Origin of the sequence: Streptomyces sp. NPDC001822 (assembly GCF_042892135.1) — a bacterium.
Lineage (GTDB): Bacteria > Actinomycetota > Actinomycetes > Streptomycetales > Streptomycetaceae > Streptomyces.
In genome coordinates this window covers 159663-180628 of record NZ_JBIATW010000013.1, presented here as the reverse complement: position 1 = coordinate 180628, position 20966 = coordinate 159663, and the positions used below count along the sequence as shown (strand labels likewise).

The following is a 20966-nucleotide window of genomic DNA, read 5'->3' as shown; positions in this document are numbered from 1 at the left end:
GTATGCAATTGGCCTTCAAGGGAGTTGGCCGTCCGCCGTTGTCAGCTCGATACATTCACCCGGCGTTCACCGCGTCACGCGTGGGCCCGGGAATCAGCGCGCTGCGGCCTTTCCCACTACCGGGTCCTCCTGTATTCGGTACGGACCGAAAGGCTGTGAAACCGGAGGTTCTGTTCCTTGAGTGTGGTGCTGTTTCGCCGGCCGGCCCGCAGGCGCGGACCCGAGATGCCCGAGGGGCAATTGACCCTCCAGGAGCCGCCCGTCCTCGCCGAGACGGTGCCCGACACCTCGGCGATATGGACATATCTGCCGATGGCCCTGATGTCGGTGTCGATGATGCTGATGTTCCTGCGGCCCGGCGGCGGCAACGGCGTCTTCATGTATCTGGCGATGGGCGTGATGGCGCTCTCCGCCGGCGCCATGCTGCTGGGACAGCTGATGCGCCGCTCCAGCGAGCGCAAACAGCGCCTCAGGGGTGAGCGCCGCGACTACCTCCGCTACCTGGCGCAGACCCGTAAGCGGGTCCGCACCACGATCGCCGAGCAGCAGCGGGCGCTGGCGTGGCGCCACCCGGATCCGCAGTCCCTGCGCTCGCTGGCCCGCACCTCGCGGCTCTGGGAACGCCGCCCGGCCGACGAGGACTTCGGCGAGGTCCGGCTCGCGGTGGGCGAGCAGCAGCTCGCGCTCACGCTGGACCCGGTCTCCACCCGCCCGGTGGAGGACCTCGAACCCCTCTGCGCCCACGCCCTGCGCCGCTTCATCCGCGCCTACTCGACCATCCCCGAACAGCCCCTCGGCCTCTACCTGCGGTCGTCCGCCCGCATCCTGCTGCGCCCCGAGGAGACCTCGGACGACGGCGTGGCCTCGACCGGTTCCCCCGCGTCCGGGGAGAGCGGCGCGGACCCGGCCGGTGACCCCGGAGCCGAGGCGGTACGCGCCCTGGTGCGCGCCGTGATCGGGCAGCTCGCCGTGTTCCACGCGCCCGAGGAGCTGTGGATCGCGCTCTGTGTGAGCGACGAGCGGCGGCCCGACTGGGAGTGGGCCAAGTGGCTGCCGCACGTGCTGGACCCGCACGAGGAGGACGGTGCGGGCCAGGCCCGCCGGATCACCGCCGACCTGACCGAACTCGACGACCTGCTCGGTGCCGAGTTCGCCGAACGCCCGGCCTTCGACCCGGATGCCCGCCCCGGCCGCGACGAGCCGTACACGATCGTCGTCCTGGACGGCGTCACCGTCCCCGAAGGGCACCGCTGGGAGGGGCACGGCTACCGCAACGCCCTGGCCCTGGACGTGTCCGGGGCGCTGCGCTGGCGCCCGGGCCGCAACACGCTGCGGCTGACCGCCGGGCCGGACCGGGTGAGCCTGGTGCGCACCGACCGCAGCCGCAAGGAGCGCTCGGTGCCGCTCGGCAGGCCGGACCGGCTCGGCCCGGTCGGCGCCGAGGCGCTCGCCCGGCTGCTCACCCCCCGCCGGATGAGCCTGGGCACCGACATCGCGCAGCCGCTGGACGCCGACGTCGAGCTGACGACGCTCCTCGGCATCCCCGACCTGCACCGGCACGACCCGCACACCCTCTTCAACCGGCACACCGGTTCCACCCGGCTGCGGGTGCCGATCGCGGTCGGGGCGGACGGCCGGCCCGTCGACCTCGACATCAAGGAGTCCGCGCAGGGCGGCATGGGCCCGCACGGCATGCTGATCGGCGCCACCGGCTCCGGCAAGAGCGAGCTCCTGCGGACCCTCGTGCTCGGTCTCGCCCTGACCAACTCCTCCGAGACCCTCAACTTCATCCTGGTCGACTTCAAGGGCGGCGCCACCTTCCTCGGCCTGGAGGAACTGCCGCACACCTCCGCCGTCATCACCAACCTCGCCGACGAAGTCGCCCTGGTCGAGCGCATGCAGGACGCCCTGCACGGCGAACTCATACGCCGCCAGGAGCTGTTGCGCTCCGCCGGTAACTACACCTCAGCCCTGGAGTACGAGCGCGCCCGCGCCGCCGGCGCCGACCTCACCCCGCTGCCCAGCCTCTTCGTGGTGGTCGACGAGTTCAGTGAACTTCTCTCCGCGCACCGGGAGTTCATGGACCTGTTCGTGATGATCGGCCGGCTCGGCCGCTCCCTCGGGGTGCATCTGCTGCTCGCCTCGCAGCGCCTGGACGAGGGCCGCATGCACCAACTGGAGAGCCACCTCTCGTACCGCATCGGTCTGCGCACCTTCTCCGCCATGGAGAGCCGGGGCGTCCTCGGTGTGCCGGACGCCTACGAGCTGCCGGCCCAGCCCGGCAGCGGTTACCTGAAGTCCGGCGTGGAGTCCCTGACCCGGTTCCGCGCCGCCTACTCCTCCGGCACCTACCGGCGGCGGACCGGCGCGGTGGTGCGGGCCAGGGTCGCCAGCCAGGTGGTGCCGTGGACCAGTGGCTGGGTGGTGCCGCGGACGCTGGACCCGGCGCCCGAGCCCGAGCCCGAGACCGCCGAGGCGGGCGACGAGGAGGCCCTGCTCGACGTCGCCCTGGACCGGCTGCGGGACTCGGGTCCCGCAGCGCACCAGGTGTGGCTGCCGCCCCTCGACGAGCCCTCCCCGCTGGACGCCCTGCTTCCCGGCATCGCCGCCGACCCCGAGCGCGGCCTCACCGCGGGCGGATGGGCCGGCACGGGCAAGCTGAGGGTCCCGGTCGGTCTGGTGGACAAGCCCTTCGAGCAGCGCCGCGACCCGCTGGTCGTGGACCTCTCGGGAGCAGGCGGCCACGTCGCCGTCGCGGGTGGCTCCCAGAGCGGGAAGTCCACTCTGGCCCGGACGCTGATCGCCGCCCTGGCCCTGACCCACACACCGGCCGAAGTGCAGTTCTTCTGCCTGGACTTCGGCGGTGGCGGGCTCTCGCAGCTCGCCGCCCTCCCGCACGTCGGCGGGGTCGCGGCGCGGCTCAACCCGGAGCGGGTGCACCGGGCCGTCGCCGAGGTGATGACGCTGCTCGCCCGGCGCGAGCAGTTCTTCGTGGACCACACCCTCGACTCCATGCAGTCCTACCGCCGCCGCCGGGCCGCCGGGGAGTTCCCCGACGAGCCCTTCGGCGACGTGTTCATGGTCGTCGACGGCTGGTCGACGGTACGCCAGGACTACGACGACCTCATCCCGAAGTTCAACGAACTCGCGGCGCGGGGCCTCAACTACGGCATCCACCTCATCATCACGACCACCCGCTGGGTGGAGCTCTCCGCCCAGGTCCGCGACCAGGCCGCCACCCGCCTCGAACTGCGGATGGGTGACCCGATGGACTCCGAGATCGACACTCGCAAGGCCCGCTCGGTGCCGCGCAGCGGCGGCCGGGGCATCACCGCCGACAGCAAGATGCACTTCCTCGCGGGTCTGCCCAGGCTGGACGGCAGCGGCTCCCTCGACGACCTCGGCGAGGGTGTCGCCCATCTGGTCGCCGAGATCTCCCGGCACTGGCAGGGGGCACCGGCCCCGCAGGTCCGGATGCTGCCGCACCGGCTCCCGCTGGCGGACCTCCCGTCGCCCGAGCCCACCGAGGGCGGCGGCATGCGTCTGGCGCTCGGCATCGACCAGGACGCACTGGAACCGGTCTGGCACGACTTCAGCCGTACCCCGCACCTCATCGTGGTCGGCGACACCGAGAGCGGCAAGACCAACCTGCTGCGTGGCATCAGCAAGGGCATCACCGCCCGGTACACCCCGGAGGAGGCGAAGATCATCGCGGTGGACTACCGCCGCACCCTGGTGGACGCCGTGCCCGAGGAGTACCGCCTGGGGCACGTGATCTCGCTGGACAACCTCAAGGAGACGATCGAGGGAGCGTCCCGCGCGCTGAAGACCCGTGTGCCCGGCGCGGACATCGCCCCCTCCCGCATGCGCCAGTGCGACTGGTGGAGCGGTCCCCGGCTGTTCATCCTGGTCGACGACTACGACATGGTCTCCGGCAACTCCTTCCAGAGTCCCTTCGAGCCGCTCTTCGAGAACGTCACCCTAGGTTTCGAGATGGGTCTGCACCTGATCGTCGCCCGCAGCGCGATGGGGGCGGGCCGCGGACTCAGCGACGGTCTGATCCGCCGCCTCGACGAGGCCAACAACCCCGCCGTACTCCTCTCCTGCCCGCCCACGGAGGGCCGCCTCTTCGGCAACGCGAAGCCCCTCAACCTCCCGCCGGGCCGGGCCCTCCACATCGCGCGCCGCAAGCCGCGCCTGATGCAGACCGCACTGGTGGAGGAGAGTTAACGGCCTGCAGGACCCGGACGGTACGAGGGCGGCTTCTGTCCCCGGGCGGTGGCCCGGGGACAGAAGCCGCCCTCGTGTTCACGGCTCACCGCGTTCAGGCTCCGCCCGCTCCCGCCGGACGCCAGCCCCGGGCGCGGGCCCGGGAGAACGCGAAGCCCGCCCAGAGGACGGCGAGGACCCCGGCGGAGCCGAGGAGGACGAACAGGGTCGCGCGGCTCGTGGCACGGTCGGCCGAAGAGGTGTCGCGCAGCGCCACGGGCTCCGCCGCGCGCCCGGCACCCGCCCGCACACCGGGTTCGCCGAGGATCGTGGTGACGGCGGCGTAGGGGTCGAGCTGCGGGATGTCCGCGGGGTAGGCGGTGGCCGTCAGGCGGCGGACCACGTCGTCGGGCTCCTCACCGGGGTAGGCCGCACGGACCGCCGCGACGGCCCCGGCCGCGTACGCGGTGGCCACCGAGGCGCCGCCGCCGAGGTAGTGGCCGTCTCCGCGCGGACCGCCGGACACCACCCCGGCGCCGGGGGCGGCCAGGTCGATGCCGTCGGTGCGCAGGGCGCCGTCCGGGCGGAGACCGCCGGGCAGCATGTCGGCGACCGAGAGGACACCGGGTTCACCCGCCGGCCAGTACGTGCGGACCGGAGTCTCGTCCGCAGAGCCCCTGGACGGCGGGTCCGGGGTGGCCGCGGCCACCACCACCGCGCCCGCGCGGCGCGCGTCGGCGACCGCGCGGGTCAGCGCCGCGTCCCGGCGCGGCAGTGCCACCGTGACCGCGATGACGTCCGCGCGGGCGGCCGTCGCCTCGCGTACCGCCGCCGTCACCAGGCCCGCGCCCGCCCGCCCGCGCGCGTCCGTGCCGCGCAGGGCGAGGACCTTCGCGGCCGGCGCGACGCCGGCCAGCCGGGGGCTGTCCCCGCCGGTACCGGCTATGAGGCCGGCCAGGAAGGTGCCGTGCCCGACGCAGTCCTCACCCGCCGTTCCCTGTGCGGTGACCCTGCCGTCGAGACCGGCGGCGCCCGTGTCGACGCCGGTGTCGATCAGGGCGACGGTCGTGCCCGCACCGGTGCTCTGCCCGTGCAGGCGGTCCAGGTCGAGGCGTTGGCGCGACCAGTCCTGCTTCTCGGCCTCCGCACGTGAGGCCGGGGTGCAGGCCGCCTCACCGTCCGGGTCGAGGGACGAGGGCATCCCGGGCAGTTCCTGGCCCTTCTTCCCGTCCGCCGCCGGAACACGCTGGAGGGACTGGGCTGCGGCCGGGACGGCCACGGGCAGGACCAGGGCGGCGGCGAGGCCGGCACCGGACAGCAGCCGGGTGACCGCGCGCGACGCGGGGCTCATCGGGGCGCCACCTTCGGTGCCGTGGCCGTGACGTCCTCCGGGGTGAGGATGCGCAGGTCGTCCAGGGTGGGCACGGCCACGGAGCTGAGCCTTCCCGCCTGGCGGGTGACCATGGACTCGACGACCTGGCGGGCCGCGCGGGCGTTGCCGAACGACCGGTCCCTGGGGAGCGAGTCGAAGTACTCCTTGAGCAGCGGGCCCGTGCCGGGGCCGCAGTCGTAGCCCATGCTCGCGGCCTGGGCGCGCACGATGGTGACCAGTTCCTCGGAGGAGTAGTCCGCGAAGGCGATACGGCGCGGGAAGCGTGAGGAAAGGCCCGGGTTGGAGTCGAGGAAGCGTTCCATCTCGTCGGTGTATCCGGCGACGATGACGACCACCTCGTCCCGGTGGTCCTCCATCAGCTTCAGCAGCGTGTCCACCGCCTCCTGGCCGAAGTCCGCACCGCCGCCGCGCGGGGTGAGGGTGTAGGCCTCGTCGATGAACAGGACTCCGCCACGGGCCCGTTCGAAGACCTCGCGGGTGAGCTGGGCGGTGTGGCCGATGTAGCGGCCGACCAGGTCGGCGCGGGCCGCCTCGACCAGCTGACCCCGCTGGAGGACGCCGAGCTGGGTCAGGACCTCGCCGTAGAGGCGGGCCACGGTGGTCTTTCCGGTACCGGGCGGACCGGTGAAGACCAGATGGTTGCTGAGGGTGGGCACCGGCAGCCCCGCCGCGGCCCGGTGCCGGGCGGTGGTGATGAGGTTGACCAGATCCGCCACCTCACGCTTGACCTCGGCGAGCCCGATCATGTCGCCGAGGCGCGTCAGCGGGTCGTCGTCCGGTACGGCGGTGTCGGCCGCGGCCGCGGCCGCCGTGGCGGACACGTCCTCCGGCAGCAGCAGGCGCAGATCACGTTCGCCGACCTGTTGCTGCGCGGACAGCCGGACCGCCTGCCGGTCGACCATCTCCTCGAACACCCCGCGTGCGGCACGGCCGTTGCCGAAGCCGGCGTCCCTCGGCATCGCCCCGAAGTGAGCGGCCAGCGCCGCCGCCGTGCCCTCGCCCAGCTCGTACTGGTGCTGGGCGCACATGCTCTCCATGATCGCGACGAGGTCCGGCACGGAGTAGTTCTCGAACTCGACGGTCCGTGAGAAGCGGCTCGCCAGACCGGGGTTGGAGCCGAGGAAGGACTCCATCTCACGGGAGTAGCCGGCGGCGACGACGACCACCTCGTCGCGGTGGTCCTCCATCAGCTTCAGCAGCGTGTCCACCGCCTCGCGACCGAAGTCCGCACCGCCGTTCCCGCTGTCCGCGGTCAGCGTGTACGCCTCGTCGACGAACAGCACACCTCCCAGGGCGCGTTGGAAGGTCTCGGTGGTCTTGATGGCGGTGCCGCCGACGACCTGCGCGACGAGGTCGGCTCGCGAGACCTCCACCAGGTGTCCGCTGCGCAGCGAACCCAGCTCGGCCAGGATCGCCCCGTACAGGCGGGCGACGGTGGTCTTGCCGGTGCCGGGCGGACCGGCGAAGACCAGGTGCCTGCTCATCGGCGGTGCGGGCATGCCGAGTTGCTCGCGCCGCTGGGCGAGCTGGGTCAGGTTGACGAGGGTGCCCACCTGCTGCTTGACGTTCTCCAGACCGATCAGCGCGTTCAGGGCGCCGAGCGGGCCGTCCGCACGGTCCGGCCGGGGTCCGTCCGCGGCGCCGGAACCCGCCGGGTCGGTGTTCTCCGCGCTGCCGGTGCCCCAGGCGTCGCGCTTGCCGTTGCCGGTGCTGCTCAGGTTCTCCACGGCGAGCCGTTCGCCGGGCGCCGTCTGCACCAGACCGCCGCCCTCGTTCTCACGGGCGAAGCAGTTCACGAGCGAGACCGGCGCCGTCGACTCCACCCGGAAGCCGTCCTGGCCACCGCCGACGACCTCGCAGCCGCTGAGCGAAGCGAGGGCGCCCTCGCGGAGCAGATAGCCGTGTCCCTTGGGAGCGTGGACCGTGGTGCGGTTGGCGGTGAGTTCGCCGCCGCCGGCGACCACGACGCCCTCCTCACCGGACATCTCCACGCGGAAGTCGCGGACGGTGACGTTGCCCCCGTCCTCCACGACCAGGCCGCTGGTGGCGGCGTCGGAAGCGCCGCCGCCGGCCAGGTAGAGAGTACTGCCGGAGGCCACCCGGACACCCGCGCCCTTCGGACGTACGATCTCGCAGTCCTCGGCCCTGCCCCGGGCCTCCTTGGTGGCGTGGATGCCGTCACCGGAGGGCTCCACGAGCCGGGCGCGGCGCAGCAGCGGGTTGGCACCGCCGAGCAGCGCGACCGCGGGCGAACCGCCGATGACCTCCAGGCGGTCCAGCTCGGGTGCGGAGTCCTCCTCCAGGAGCAGCCCCGGCCCGTCGCAGTCGCGCACGGTCAGCCCGGTCAGTGCCGGCGAGGCGGCCCCGGCGACCCGCAGCGCGGCACCCTGCGCGCCGTCCACCCAGCAGTCCTCGAAGGTTCCGCGCGCCCGGTCGGTGACGAGCACCCCGTGACCGCGGACACGCGAGACGCGGCAGCGGCGCAGCACCGGATCGGTGCCGCCGGCGAGGGCGAACCCGTTCCCGGACGCCCCGGTGACGCGGACGTCCTCCAGCGTCGTACGCCCCTTGCTGCTCAGGTGGACGCCGGTGCTGGTGTCGTGCACCACTGTGCGGACCACCGACACGGCGGAGTTCTCCTCCAGGGCGATGGAGGGCTTGTCGGTGGAGGATATGTCGCAGTCCTCGACACTGCCGCGGGTCTCCCCGTTGGCGAGCAGGCCGTTGCCCCGGGCATCGCGCACCGTGCAGTCACGCATGCGCGCCTCGCCCTGTTCGGCGAGCACCAGGCCGCTGGTGCCCAGGTGTTCGAGCGTGCAGGACTCCACGGTGGTGGGGGTGGTGGACGTCACCACGATGCCCGCGCCCTGCGGGTTGCTCACCCGGCAGTTGCGCAGTGCGAGCGACCCCGTGCCACCGGCCAGCATCGCGGTCCAGGCCGCGCCGACTATCTCGCAGCCGTCGAACGCGGCCTGCCCGCGCCGCACGTCCACGGCGGGCAGCTCGGCGTCACCGCCGCGCAGCGTCAGCTCGGAGAGCATCACGGCGTCCGCGCGCAGCGCGACCACGCTGCCCGCACGCGGGCGTATCTCCACGGTTCCCCGGCCTTCGGCGGCCGTGAGGGTGACCCTGGTGTGGATCACCAGGTTCTCCGCGTACGTCCCGGGCCGGACGCTGATGAGCGCGCCCGTGCGGGCGGCGGCGAGCGCCTCACCGATCGTCGAATAGCGGTCCCCGGGGCCGACCGACAGTACCTGGCGCGACACGCACCAACCTCCTTGCTACGGCGGCGTCTTCAGCGGACGCCCCCATGGGCCGGGGGCGCGTGTCGGCGAGCCGACGTTGTCATCATGCCTCGTTGCCGGGGCCCGCGGGTTCCGGGAGCGGTGCTCCCGGGATCGGGCGCCGGGGTCAGGTGCTCCACTTCTGGGCGTCGTTGCCCGAGCACCTCAGCAGCTGCAGTCGTGCTCCGCTGTTCCGGTCGGCGCCCGCGATGTCGACGCACATGCCGACGACGGTGTTGACCAGGTCGTGACTGCCGTTCAGGGCGAACTGCTGGGCGGCGTTGCCGTTGCACCAGGCGATCTGGATGGGCGTGCCGTCGCTGAAGTTCGCGTTGGCCACGTCGAGGCACTTGTCCTGGATGCGGATGGTGCCGTCGGAGGCGAACCGCCATTGCTGCGCGGGGGCGTTGTTGCAGTCCCACACGTGCAGCGCCTTGCCGTCGCTGAAGTCGTGGTTCGGAACGTCGATGCAGCGCCCGGAGAGATGGCTGCGGAAGGAGACGGGGCCACTGAACGTGACGGCGGGAGCCTTCGCGGGCTGACTCTTCGCCCCACCGGACTTCTTCTCAGCGGACTGCGAGGACTGCTGCTCACCGCTCGGCTTCTTCGGCTCGCTCTTGGGCTCGCTCCCGGGGGCCGCGTCCTTCTTCGGCGGGTCGTCGTCCGTGTCCTTCGCGGGTGCCGGTGCCTGATGCACCGGCTTCTCCGGGGCGCCCGACTTGCCCGCGTTCTTCTTGTCGTCCTCCGGCGAACCGGTCTCGGGCGGGGTCACCGCGAACTCGCCCGGGGCTTCCTGCCCGCTCCCGTCGAGGACCGTCCCGGCCGCCGCGACCGACTGCTTGCCGGGGCCGTCGTCGTCGTTCCCGGCAAGGACCAGGAAGGGCACCGACACGAGGAGCGCCCCGGCGACGGCGGCCCCGGCCAGCACCGCCTTGCCGGGCCTGCCCACCGGCCCCGCCTGCTGCTGCGGCTGCCCGATCGCGGTGGCGGTCATGGTCCGCACCAGTGCGGGCAGCCGGCTCTGCGCGGCCGCGGCGGCATCGGGTTCGGTATCCGGCCCGGCATCGGTGTCGGGTTCGGGCCCGGATTCCGGCAGGCCCGCGCCGCCGGAGGGCTCCGACCGCGACGCCGGTGCGCCGGTGCCGGCCTGTACGGCTATGCCCTCGGCGGTACTTCCGTCGGGTGCGGATCCGTCCGGCGCGGATCGGTCGGGTGCGGATCGGTCGAGTGCGGTTCCGTCCGCCGTGGATCCCGCCTGCATGGATCCCGTCTGCGCGGCGGGCACCTCGCCGTCGTCGCCCCCCGCGGACGCCTTCGGGGTCGCCGCGGAGTGCCCGCTCTCGCCGGACGTGCCGGCGGCGTCACCGGCTTCCCCCGACGTGTTCTCCGGGGCGGCGGTCACCGCCGCCCCGGTGCCGGCCTCAGGGTTGTCCGCGCCGGCCGGCCCGGTGGGGGCGGCAGCGGGCACGGCCGCCTCCTCCTCGGGCCCGGAGGCCGACTCCGGGCGGGAACCGGAGGAGGCGGGGACCTGCTGGGTGGAACGTGTCACGGGGTCCTCCCTGTGGTGTGGGGCCAGGGTTCGGATGAACTGTGGGTCCGGTCGGCGGCGGAAGCCGCGTCCGGAACACCGGCACGGTCCGCGGCACCGTCGACGGCCGAGGACGCCCGGGCGGGAGCCTCGGCCGGGTCGCCGGTTGGCACGCGCTCGCCGGGGACCACGGCGCCGAGGTGGCCGAGGAGACTGTCCGCCGGGACGAGAAGGGGCGCGGCGGCCCCCGCGTTGACCATCAGCATGGTGCCGGGACCTCTCGGTGAACGGGTCAATTCCCGTACCGGAAGCCTGTCATGGCGAAGTTCCGCGGACATGAACTCGTGTGCGGGCGAGGTGAACAGCAGGAGTACCGGCTGCCCGTCGCGCCCGGCGGCCGCGAGCGGTTCGCCGTCCGTCCCTCGCAGCACGCCGACCTCGGCCTCCGCGAGCGCCGCGAGGGCGTCCTCCACCGGGCCGTATCCCGTGGCGGCACGCTGCGCCGCCGCGTCGACCGGGTCGGTGGGATCCGGCCAGCCGAGGACACGGGCCGACGGCCGGTAGGCCGGGTTGGCGCGGTACTCACCCACGCCCCCGGACTCGTCCGACCGCCACTCACCCAGCACGGCCCACTCCGGCGGCGTCCGCTCCTCGGACCACTCCGGATCCGCCACACCGATCCAGTGTCCCGGCGCCCGGCGGGCCGCGGCCTTCACCGCCTCGGGTATCCGGCTGGGCTCGCCGTCATCGGCCGGCCGGATTCCGGAGCTCGACACCTCGGGTGTGTCGGCCTGACCGGCAGCCTCCGGAACCACGAAAGGGCCGCCAATTCCGGCGTCTTGGCGCTCTCCGGACCGCATCTCCACCTGAACTCTTAGGTATGTACGCATTCTCGGGTGCCCCAACGACCCCTGGGCACGCCGACATTACTCAGGCCATGGAGCCATCAGGATGTCACACAGGCCACATCCGTTGATGGTTGAGGCCTGCCCGTATCTGCTGCGCACGCGCCCGATTGATGCCCGGAGCGAGAACTTTCCGGGACCAGTGAGGCACGAGAGGACAAAGTGCCGGATGTGATCGGCCCGAGGAGGCGGCCGGCGCCCCGCGACGGGCTACGTTGGGTACGCCATCGGCCCCTCCGACGCACACAGCCTCACGGCCGGGACGTCCGGGCCGGGGCGTACGGGAACACCTCGCGGCCGGGCAGAGCATCGGACCGGTACCGACGGTGACCGAGCCGGCGCGGGCGCATCGGACGACGCGTACGGACCGCCCCGGACCGGCGCGGCTCGGCGGTCGCCGACGCCCGCGAGGACACCTGGCGTTCATCCGGCCCGACCGCTGCCCACCGACAGCTCAGCCCCGATGAGGAGTCACCGCATGTCCCCCCAGCATCCCACCCCCGGCGCGAGCTCGGCGGCGGCCGCAGACCCGGACGCGCAGGAGGCCGGTTCCCCGCCGCCATCCCCGGAACCCGCCGCGGAAACACCGGACGGAGCCCCGGCAGCGCTGACGCCCGCCGCGACGACCGCCCCCGAACCGGAGGCGGAGCCCGCCGCCGACCCGGCGGCCGGTGCGACGCCCGGCACCCCTCCGGCGACCGCACCCACCACGGCGACCGCCGAAGCGGCCGAGGAGGGCGTGGCCCTGGCAGCGGCAGCCACGGCGCCGGGCACCATGACGGCGACCGCCGTCGACCGCGGCCGCCCCCGCACGCCGGTCCTCGCGGGAGCGGCCTTCCTCGGCGCCGCGCTGATCGCCATACCCCTGCTGCTGGTCGGTACCGCGAACGACGACGACCACGGCAAAGACGCCAAGGCGCCGACGGCGGGCAGCGCCGACACGGTCCTCAACCCGGACTCCGCCCCGGCGGCACTTGAGGACTACGTGGCCGGGAAGCCCAGCCCGTCCCCGAGCAAGGAGAAGCCGAAGAAGGTCGAGGCCCCCGTACCGGTCGCCCCCAAGCCGGTGACGTCCGCGCCCAAGCCGAAGGCGAGCAGCACGCCCGCCAAGAAGCCCAAGCCGAAGCCGGCACCGCCGAAGCCGGACTGGACCACGGCGACCATCTCGGCGCCGAGCGTCATCGGGGTCGACCAGGCCTGGACGACCAACCGCATCAAGATGGTCATGCAGACCGACGGCAATCTCGTGGTCCTCAACGAAGAAGGCAAGCCCATCTGGGCGTCCATGACCTTCGGGCCGAACCACCGGGCGATCTTCCAGCCCGACGGCAACCTCGTCATCCACAACGGCGACGACCGCCCGATCTGGGCCTCCAAGACCCACGACCACCCGGGCGCCCAGCTGGTCCTGCGTCCGGACGCCAAGGTGGTCGTCGTGGCCAACGGCACCGTCCTCTGGTCGACCTGACATACCTGGGCCGGCCTCTGGTCGACCTGACCGCCTACCGGTCCGAGGGCGGTGCGAATCGCCCCCGGGCGAAGACCCCGTGCGGGTCGAGTGCGCCGACGAGGCGCCGATGGAGCACGGGGTCGGTGGCGGCGGCCGGCGGATGGTCGATGTCCGGGCGGTACGGCGGCCAGCCGTGTGCCGCGAAGGAGACGTGCATCCGGTCCAGGGTGCGGTGCGCTGCGGCGGTGGACAGGGGGTCGGCGGGATCGAAGCGAAGGGTGACCACGTGGTCGATCGTGTCGGCGTCCAGCACGTTCATCGTGATGCCGGGCCGGGCCGTGCCCTCCCCACGCGCCGCGTCGATCAGAGCGGCGGCCGTTTCCACGGCAGCCCCCTCGAAGGGCACCACCGGCAGGAACATCAGCAGACCGCGCGAGCGGTCGAGGCAACGAGCACAGCAGCCGCCCGTCTTGCGGCGGAAGAGCGCGTCCTCCGGGTCGTGCACTCCCGCGTACGCCGCGTGCACCTCCGCGTCGGCGGCCCGGTCCGGGCCTTCCGACAGCGGGCAGGAGTCCTGCCGCAGGCGGGCGGCGAGCAGGTCGGCCAGCGCGGCCGTGACGTCGGCGTCGCCGGTGAGGGCCAGGTGGGCCAGGTGGGCGCCGTCCGGTCCGGCGGCCTCACCGACGCCGTACGTGCGGGCGGCGACCGGATCGTAGATCTTGGTGGTGGCGGGGACCAGCCCGCCCGCCGTCCACGCGCGCAGGGTGTCGACGGCGTCGGCGAGACGGTCCGGCGGGAAGACGGCCGGCAGGATCCTGACGGTACGGGGCCGTGGCAGCAGACGCACCACGGCGGCGGTGACGACGGCCCACGAGGCCTGGGTGAAGAGGTGGTTGAGGGAGGGGCCCCGGCCGTGCGGCTGGACCACGGCGGAACCGCCCGGGGACGGCCACCAGCCCGTGCGCACGAGCTCGCCGTCCGCCAGGACGAGCTCCAGCCCGGCCAGGTCCTCGGCACGCGGCCGGTGCAGGCCGACCCCACGTTCCAGGATGTTCCCGATGACACTGGTGTGCCGGGAGGCACCCGTGAGGTTGAGCATCCGGTCCGTATCCGCCAGGCGTCCGGTCAGAGCCCCCTGGGTGACGCCGGGTTCGACGACGGCGAAGCCGCGGCGGATGTCCACGTCCCTGATCCGGTCGAGCCCTGACAGATCGAGGAGCAGAGCGTCGTCGTCGACCGGGAGCGCGGACCCCAGGCCCCAGTTGCGGCCGGTGGAGACCGGGTGCAGCGGTGTGCGGGCGGCAGCTGCCGCCCGTACCAGACCCGCCACCTCGTCCGCCGCGCCCGGACGCACGGCCCCGGCGACGCGCCGGGGCCGGAACCGTCCGGAGTCCGGCAGACCCGCCGGCCCGGCTTCGGGACTCCCGTACGCGGGGGTGACGCCCCCTGCGGTACGCAACCGGCCGTGCGGGGAGACGTCGGACGGCGAAATCATGGCGGTGCCTCCTGGCGGTACGGGCCCGAGGTCCCGCTACGGGGTGACGGAGCGTTTTCTCGGAGCCTGCGAGCAGTCCGGCCACTCGCGGACGGACGGGGTGACGGAGCGTTTCCTCGGAGCCTGCGAGCAGTCCGGTCCCCAGCGGGCGGACCGGGTGACGGAGCGTTTCCTCAGAAGGGTCGAGGGCGGTCAGGCACTGCCGGACGGAGTGAGGTGGCCGAGCCGCTGCCGGGCCAGACGCTGCGCCGCCGCGACTCCGCTCTCGGCTCTCTCCCCACCGGCCTGAGCGGCTTGCGCCATCAGCAGGCTGGGCTCGACGGCCCCTCCGAACCGGTCGCACACCCACACGTGGGCCTCGTACAGGTGCTGGACCGCGGCATGGACGGCCGTGCGGGAGGCGGCGGTGAGCCGGTCGAGTCCGCCGTCCCGCTTGAGGCGGCGCATGGACGCGACCAGTTCGTGGTGGTCGCGCGTCTGCAGACCACTGAATCCGGCATTGACCGCGGGCGGCGCCATCGTCTTCCGGACCTCCTCGTAGAGCTCGGGCGGGAAGTCGGCGGCGTAGCGCATGGAAACCGCGGCGCTTCGGCACAGCCGGCCGAAGCTGCGGACGGCCTCCTGTTCCTGCTCGGGGGTCGCCCCCTCGGCATCCAGGGCGCGCAGGGCCAGGGTGAGCAGTTGCAGCATCACGAAGAACCGCTGGTGGCCCACGAGCCACCGCTGGTTGGCCGCCTCGACCGGATGCGCGGTCTGCCAGGAGCCGGGCTTCGCCACCGGGGCCGGCGCACCCATGAGGTAACCGGTGACCCCCAGGAGCAGGCTGTCGGGATCGGCGTCCAGGGTGCTGCCGCTCCCGGCGAGATCCTCCTGCACGAGCAGATCGCTGAGCAGGATCGCGGCGGCGAGCACGGCGACGCTGTCACCCGTGCCACGGCGCACCGAGAAGAAGGCATCGTGCACACAACTCCCGGCGGGCCGCTCGGCCGTGACCGTGCCGGCCCGTTCGGACTCGGCGACCAGGCGCGCGACGAGTCCGGCACGGACGCCGGCGGCCTCCGGCTCGACCCCCATGGCGGCGCTGTAGTCCGCGCGGCAACTCTCCGTCATCTCCGTGAGCCGCTCGGCCAGGGGGAGGAGGGTGCCGGGGAGCTCGGCGGGGAGAGGCATCACCAGGACGACGGGACCGTCCGCACCCGCGAAAGACATCACAAAAGTCTCCTTGAACTGAGGGAATAACGTAAAGCAATCAAGCAACTACTATATGTGTTCATGCAGGTGGGTTCAGAACTCGGAACAAGAGGAACGACGCGATGACACGGACAGTCACAACGGAAGAGAAGATTCCGCTGGGCCTCACGGGGGTGCGGGGACAACGGCCGAGCGGGCAGACGCCGGTGGGCCTGATGGAACTGACCACGGGCTTCTGGCGGTTCAAGGTGCTGGCGGCCGGGGTGGAACTCGGCCTCTTCACGCTGCTGGAACGACTCGGCGAGGCCGGTACCGACCGCATCGGAGCGGAACTCGGCCTGCGTCCCCGTCCGGCCCGCATGCTGCTGGCCTGCTGCACCGCCCTGGACCTGCTGGAACGCGAGCGCCCTGGTGACGGTGAGGCGCTCTACCGCAACTCGCGGACGGCGGCGGAGTTCCTCGTGGAGGGCCGGCCGCACTACTTCGGCGGATTCGTGCGCTACTCGGACCGCTACGGCTACCCGGGCTGGGACCGACTGACGGAGGCCCTGCGCACCGACCGGCCCACCACCTGGGACCCCGACGCACAGGAATCGGCGTTCGTCACCGCTGATCCGGCGATCCTGGAGGGCTTCTGGGGAGCGATGTTCACCCTGTCCTCGTTCACCGCCGCCGCCCTGGCCGAGGCGTACGACTTCACCCGGCACGAACGCCTGCTGGACGTGGGCGGTGGCGCCGGAGCGTTCCCCGTGGGCCTGTGCCGACGCTATCCGCACCTACGGGCCACGGTGCTCGACCTGCCGCAGGTGGCGGCGTTGGCGGAGGCGAAGGCCGTGGAGCTCGGGATGACCGATGCGATCGAGGCGCGGGGCGGCGACTTCCTGCGTGACGCCGAACTCCCGGGCGGACACGACGTGATCCTGCTCAGCATGATCCTCCACGACTGGGACGCGGAGACGGGACGGCGTCTGCTGGAGAAGTGCCACGCGGCGCTTCCTCCGGGCGGCGCCGTGGTGATCTGCGAACTGGTCCTGGACGACGACGAGTCTGGGCCCGCGTCAGCCGCCCTGATGGGCCTGAACATGCTCGTGGAGACGCGGTCGGGGAACAACTGGACGTACTCGGAGTACGCGGACCGGCTGTCGGAGGCCGGTTTCGGCGCGATGGAGGTCCTCCCCCTGGACGCGGCGGGCGCGAACGCGGCCCTGGTGGCGCACAAGCCCTGCTGATATCCCCTGCGCGACGGGCCGTCGGGGATGTCACCGGGGGCACGCACCCGCGCGACGAGAGCCACACTCCCACCCGGGTCCCGATGGTGCCGCCCCGCGCGGACTCGCGCCAACAGGTGGCATGTCACGAGGACTTCGCTCCGGCGGTTCCGGGTGATCGGTACGGGAATGCCGGTCACCCCGCCGGGGCTCCGGTGTCACATTCTCGGGCCTCGATCTTGACACCGGAGTCGAGGAGTGGTGGTTTAGACCACTTCACCACCCGAATGTGATAGTCCGCTTCCGTGGAGGTGCAGTGACCCGTATGACCGAACGTCATCCGTACCGTCTTCCCCGCATTCCCCGGCTCTCGCTTCTGGGCTCCGCCGTACTGCTGGCCATGGGCACGCTCTCCGCTCCCGCCCAGGCGGTCGGGGCACCGGACGCCACGGTGCCGTCCACGGGCGGTGCCGCCGCGTCGACGGCACCGCCCGTCGTCACGCCCACTCCCCGCAGCATGAAGTCGGCGGGCCGGGACATCCGCGTCCCGGCGAGAGTGCGCCTCGTCCTCGGCGACGACGTCGATGCCTCCAGCACCGATGTCATCAGGCAGGCGCTGACGGCGGCCGGGGCCCGCCGGATCGACACGGAAGCCGCAGGGAGCACGGTCCCCGCGTCGCACGCCCGTGGGGCGAGGCTGACCGTCGTGGCCGGTTCCGTCAAGGATCCGGCAGTGGCCGGCGCCCTGCACCGCGCGGGCGGGACCATACCCGGCACCCTGGTCGCGGAGGGCTACTCCCTCGCCTCCCGCGGCGACACGATCGTGCTCGCCGGCAACGACGGGGACGGCGTCTACTACGCCGCACAGACGCTGCGGCAGCTGGTGACCGGGAAGCACTCCGTGGCCGCCGTATCGGTCACCGACCACCCGGCCATGCCGCTGCGCGGCAGCATCGAGGGCTTCTACGGCGCACCCTGGTCACACGGCGACCGGCTCGACCAACTCGCCTTCTACGGCGACATCAAGGCGAACACCTACATCTACACGCCGAAGGACGACGCCTACCTGCGGGAGGAGTGGCGCGAGCCCTACCCCGCCGGCAGACTCGCCGACCTGCGAGAACTGATCGACCAGGCCACCGTCCACCACGTCGACTTCACCTACGCCCTCTCCCCCGGCCTGTCCATCTGCTACAGCGACCCCGCCGACGTGAGCGCGTTGAAGGAGAAGCTGGGCACCCTCTACGACCAGGGCGCACGCGGTTTCTACGTGGCGCTCGACGACATCAGCTACACCAGGTGGAACTGCGACGCGGACCGGGAGAAGTACGGCGCCCCGGGAAGGGGCAGCGCGGGCCGGGCGCAGGCGGACCTGCTCAACGCGGTGCAGCACGACTTCATCGACGGCCACACGGACGCCGGGCCACTGCAGTTCGTACCCACGGAGTACTCCGACACGGCCGACTCCGCGTACAAGTCCGTACTGCGCGAACAGCTGGACCCGAAGATCGTCGTGCAGTGGACAGGCACGGACGTCGTTCCCCCCTCGATCAGCGTGGCGGACGCCGAGGCCGCCTCGGCGGTCTGGGGACGCAAGGTGTTCCTCTGGGACAACTACCCGGTCAACGACTACGGGCAGACGACGGGACGTCTGCTGATGGCCCCGTACGACAAGCGGGAGGCCGGGCTGCACAAAGCGCTGAGCGGCATCGTGCTCAATCCGATGAACCAGGCCGCGCCGAGCAAGGTCGCTCTCTTCGGCGGCGCGTCGTTCGCCTGGAACGACGAGGACTACGACCCCGAGCGCACCTGGAGGGAGGCCGCCCGCTACCTGGCCGGTGGCGACCGTGCCACCGCCCGGGCCCTGCTGGCCCTGTTCGACACCGAGCACCTGGCGCCGACCTTCGGCGACACGGACTGGCAGCCGCAGGCACCCGAACTGGCCGCGCGGCTGGCCGACTTCACGACGGAGTGGAACAGCGGATCCCGTGTCCGCCGCATGGCCGCGCTGAAGGAACTGGGTGCGTACGCCGACGTACTGTCCGGGGCTCCCGAGCAGATCCGCGCCGGCGTGCGGGACCCGGCCTTCCTGGCACAGACGAAGCCCTGGCTGGACGCCCTGGATCTGTGGGGCGGCTCGCTGGACGCCACCCTCGACGGGCTGCGGGCACGACTGCACTCGGGCACCGGACAGGCGGACTTCGCGACTGCGGCGGACCTGGCGAAACAGGCGTCCGCGATCACCACCATCCCGGGCACCACCCGGCCGCAGGGCAGGATCAAGGTGGCCGACGGGGTGCTGGACACGTTCATCGAGCAGGCACCGACGATGTGACACGAGCCCCGGGTGCCGGGAACCGGCGCCCGGGGCCGGCGCCGGGGTTTCCCTTCGCCCGGGCGTTCAAGGGGCCGGGCGGCGCGGTGCGCCGATGCCTACGCCCCGGCCCCGTACGTCCCGTACTCCGGCAGGCCCGTCGTCTCGTACACGTACACCGCGACTCCGCTCGGCGTGGTCTCGTTCGCCAGCAGGCGCAGGCCGGCGGGGGTGCCGCCGTCCGGGAACAGGCGCCGTCCGCCGCCCACGACGACCGGAGCGACCGCGAGCCGGATCTCATCGACCAGCCCTGCCGCAAGCAGGGACTGGCCGAGTCGGGCGCTGCCGTGGATCTGGATCTCGCGGCCGGGCCGCCGCTTCAGCTCGGCGACCTGCGCGGGGACGTCGCCGGAGAGGATCGTGGTCGGGTCCCACCCGGCCTCGGTCAGGGTTCGTGAGGCCACGTACTTGGGCGAACCGTTGAGGATCGCGGCGTTCGGGTGGTCGGTCATCCGCGGCCAGTCCCGGGCGAAGTTCTCGTAGGTACGACGGCCGAACAGGAAGGCGTCCGCCCGGCCGAGCCAGTCGGTGGCCACCCGTTCGAACGCCTCGTCGAGGTGGGGCACGAACCAGCCGCCCCGGGTGAACCCGTCGCTCGTGTCCTCGTCCGGCGAGCCGGGCCCCTGGGAGACGCCGTCCAGCGACAGGAACTCCTGCAGTACCAATCTCATCGCGCACCACTTCTCTCGGGAGGGGAGACGGGGCAAGGAGACAGCATCCTCAGCCCGCTCAGACTTCCTGCTTCCCGCTTCCTTCCCCGTACGCGGGGACCTGTCACGCCCCCGCTCACCACTCCCCCGAGCGGGGCGCCCTGCCTGTCGCCGCTGCGCGGAGGCCCACCGGGCGATGTCCGGACGTGGCGCCCGCACGGCGTAACGGCCGAGAGGCATCGCCTCCTCACGGGTAGCGGTGTACGAGTCCCCACTCCGACCACCGCGAACGCTGTTCTCCCCCGCACGAAGACACAGTCCGCAAGGAGTCACCCGCCACCATGCAGTACGTCACCCTGAACAACGGCGTCGAGATGCCCGTCCTCGGCTTCGGCGTCTACCAGATCCCGCCCGAGCAGACGGAGCAGGCCGTCGGTGACGCCCTGGCGGCCGGCTACAGGTCGCTGGACACGGCAGCCGCCTACGGCAACGAAGAGGCCGTAGGGCGTGCCATCCGCGACAGCGGCATCCCGCGCCGGGACCTGTTCGTCACCACCAAGCTGTGGGTCTCCGACGCGGGAGAGGACAGGGCGAAGCGTGCCTTCGACACCTCGCTGCGCAAGCTCGGCCTGGACCACCTCGACCTGTACCTGATCCACCAGCCCTTCGGAGACGTCTACGGCTCCTGGCGGGCGATGGAGAGCCTGCAGCGGGACGGCCTCGTCCGGGCGATCGGGGTGTCGAACTTCCACCCGGACCGGCTCGTGGACCTGATCGACCACAACGAGGTGACCCCCGCGGTCAACCAGATCGAGACGCACCCGTTCCATCAGCGCACGGCCGACCAGGGCCTCATGCGTGAGCGCGGGGTGCAGATCGAGTCGTGGGGCCCGTTCGCCGAGGGCCGCAACAACCTCTTCACCGAGCCCGGGCTGAGCGGGATCGCCGCGGCGCACGGCAAGTCCGTGGCGCAGGTCGTACTCCGCTGGCTGATCCAGCGCGACGTCGTGGTCATCCCCAAGTCGGTACGTCCCGCGCGCATGGCGGAGAACCTCGACGTCTTCGACTTCGAACTGACCGACGGCCAGATGGCGACCGTCGCCGCCCTGGACACCGGGGCGTCGCTGTTCTTCGACCACCGCGACCCGGCCATGGTCAGCCGGCTCGGCAACGCCACGCTCGACTCCTGAACCACGGCCGGCCGTCGGCGACCGTTGACGGCCCACCGACGCCCTGCACCGGCGGCACCGACCGCCGCACGCCCCCCACACGAGGAGTA

Annotated in this window: 12 protein-coding genes; 5 read left to right on the top strand and 7 right to left on the bottom strand. The window is 72.5% G+C overall.

Annotation, left to right across the window (positions count from 1 at the left end):
- Window positions 1-225 precede the first annotated feature (225 nt).
- Window positions 226-4230, top strand: a complete 4005-nt coding sequence (eccCa, locus tag ACFYY2_RS26960) for a type VII secretion protein EccCa (RefSeq protein ID WP_388747516.1) — start codon at window positions 226-228, stop codon at window positions 4228-4230.
- 94 nt (window positions 4231-4324) lie between these two features.
- Here eccCa and ACFYY2_RS26955 read toward each other — a convergent pair whose 3' ends face one another.
- From ACFYY2_RS26955 to ACFYY2_RS26940, 4 genes are all read right to left on the bottom strand, one after another.
- A complete protein-coding gene (locus tag ACFYY2_RS26955) occupies window positions 4325-5560 on the bottom strand; it encodes a S8 family serine peptidase (protein ID WP_388747514.1) in 1236 nt (411 codons plus the stop codon).
- On the bottom strand, window positions 5557-8868 hold the full coding sequence (locus ACFYY2_RS26950) for a right-handed parallel beta-helix repeat-containing protein (protein ID WP_388747511.1): 3312 nt from the start codon (window positions 8866-8868) through the stop codon (window positions 5557-5559). The genes ACFYY2_RS26955 and ACFYY2_RS26950 overlap by 4 nt, the downstream gene beginning before the upstream one ends.
- Before the next feature lie 145 nt (window positions 8869-9013).
- Window positions 9014-10435 carry a ricin-type beta-trefoil lectin domain protein gene (locus tag ACFYY2_RS26945; protein WP_388747508.1) on the bottom strand — a complete coding sequence of 474 codons (1422 nt, stop codon included), beginning with the start codon at window positions 10433-10435 and terminating at the stop codon, window positions 9014-9016.
- Window positions 10432-11274 (bottom strand): type VII secretion system-associated protein, encoded by an 843-nt coding sequence (locus tag ACFYY2_RS26940; RefSeq protein WP_388747505.1) that lies wholly within the window; start codon window positions 11272-11274, stop codon window positions 10432-10434. The genes ACFYY2_RS26945 and ACFYY2_RS26940 overlap by 4 nt, the downstream gene beginning before the upstream one ends.
- Before the next feature lie 523 nt (window positions 11275-11797).
- Here ACFYY2_RS26940 and ACFYY2_RS26935 point away from each other — a divergent pair.
- Window positions 11798-12787, top strand: coding sequence for a mannose-binding protein (locus ACFYY2_RS26935; protein ID WP_388747502.1), 990 nt, complete (start codon window positions 11798-11800; stop codon window positions 12785-12787).
- Between the two features lie 34 nt (window positions 12788-12821).
- On the opposite strand, the gene ACFYY2_RS26930 is transcribed toward ACFYY2_RS26935, so the two are convergent.
- Complete coding sequence (locus ACFYY2_RS26930) at window positions 12822-14264, bottom strand: FAD-binding oxidoreductase (protein WP_388747499.1); 1443 nt, start codon at window positions 14262-14264, stop codon at window positions 12822-12824.
- Between the two features lie 192 nt (window positions 14265-14456).
- The gene (locus ACFYY2_RS26925) at window positions 14457-15473 is read right to left on the bottom strand and encodes a hypothetical protein (protein WP_388747495.1); all 1017 of its coding nucleotides are present in this window, start codon (window positions 15471-15473) and stop codon (window positions 14457-14459) included.
- 104 nt (window positions 15474-15577) lie between these two features.
- Between ACFYY2_RS26925 and ACFYY2_RS26920 the strand changes: the two genes are divergently transcribed.
- The gene (locus ACFYY2_RS26920; RefSeq protein ID WP_388747492.1) at window positions 15578-16684 is read left to right on the top strand and encodes a methyltransferase; all 1107 of its coding nucleotides are present in this window, start codon (window positions 15578-15580) and stop codon (window positions 16682-16684) included.
- A gap of 304 nt (window positions 16685-16988) precedes the next feature.
- A complete protein-coding gene (locus ACFYY2_RS26915) occupies window positions 16989-18998 on the top strand; it encodes a beta-N-acetylglucosaminidase domain-containing protein (protein ID WP_388747489.1) in 2010 nt (669 codons plus the stop codon).
- A gap of 98 nt (window positions 18999-19096) precedes the next feature.
- Here the strand turns inward: ACFYY2_RS26915 and ACFYY2_RS26910 are convergent, their stop codons facing one another.
- The gene (locus ACFYY2_RS26910; RefSeq protein ID WP_388747486.1) at window positions 19097-19708 is read right to left on the bottom strand and encodes a dihydrofolate reductase family protein; all 612 of its coding nucleotides are present in this window, start codon (window positions 19706-19708) and stop codon (window positions 19097-19099) included.
- Window positions 19709-20028: 320 nt separating this feature from the next.
- On the opposite strand from ACFYY2_RS26910, the gene ACFYY2_RS26905 reads away from it, so the two are divergent.
- Complete coding sequence (locus ACFYY2_RS26905) at window positions 20029-20877, top strand: aldo/keto reductase (protein ID WP_388747483.1); 849 nt, start codon at window positions 20029-20031, stop codon at window positions 20875-20877.
- Window positions 20878-20966 lie beyond the last annotated feature (89 nt).

Coding starts and splice junctions, on each gene's coding strand:
- eccCa (WP_388747516.1), top strand. CDS start 226: ATGCCCGAGGGGCAATTGACCCTCCAGGAGCCGCCCGTCCTCGCCGAG.
- ACFYY2_RS26955 (WP_388747514.1), bottom strand. CDS start 5,560: ATGAGCCCCGCGTCGCGCGCGGTCACCCGGCTGCTGTCCGGTGCCGGC.
- ACFYY2_RS26940 (WP_388747505.1), bottom strand. CDS start 11,274: ATGCGGTCCGGAGAGCGCCAAGACGCCGGAATTGGCGGCCCTTTCGTG.
- ACFYY2_RS26935 (WP_388747502.1), top strand. CDS start 11,798: ATGTCCCCCCAGCATCCCACCCCCGGCGCGAGCTCGGCGGCGGCCGCA.
- ACFYY2_RS26930 (WP_388747499.1), bottom strand. CDS start 14,264: ATGATTTCGCCGTCCGACGTCTCCCCGCACGGCCGGTTGCGTACCGCA.
- ACFYY2_RS26925 (WP_388747495.1), bottom strand. CDS start 15,473: ATGTCTTTCGCGGGTGCGGACGGTCCCGTCGTCCTGGTGATGCCTCTC.
- ACFYY2_RS26920 (WP_388747492.1), top strand. CDS start 15,578: ATGACACGGACAGTCACAACGGAAGAGAAGATTCCGCTGGGCCTCACG.
- ACFYY2_RS26915 (WP_388747489.1), top strand. CDS start 16,989: ATGACCGAACGTCATCCGTACCGTCTTCCCCGCATTCCCCGGCTCTCG.
- ACFYY2_RS26910 (WP_388747486.1), bottom strand. CDS start 19,708: ATGAGATTGGTACTGCAGGAGTTCCTGTCGCTGGACGGCGTCTCCCAG.
- ACFYY2_RS26905 (WP_388747483.1), top strand. CDS start 20,029: ATGCAGTACGTCACCCTGAACAACGGCGTCGAGATGCCCGTCCTCGGC.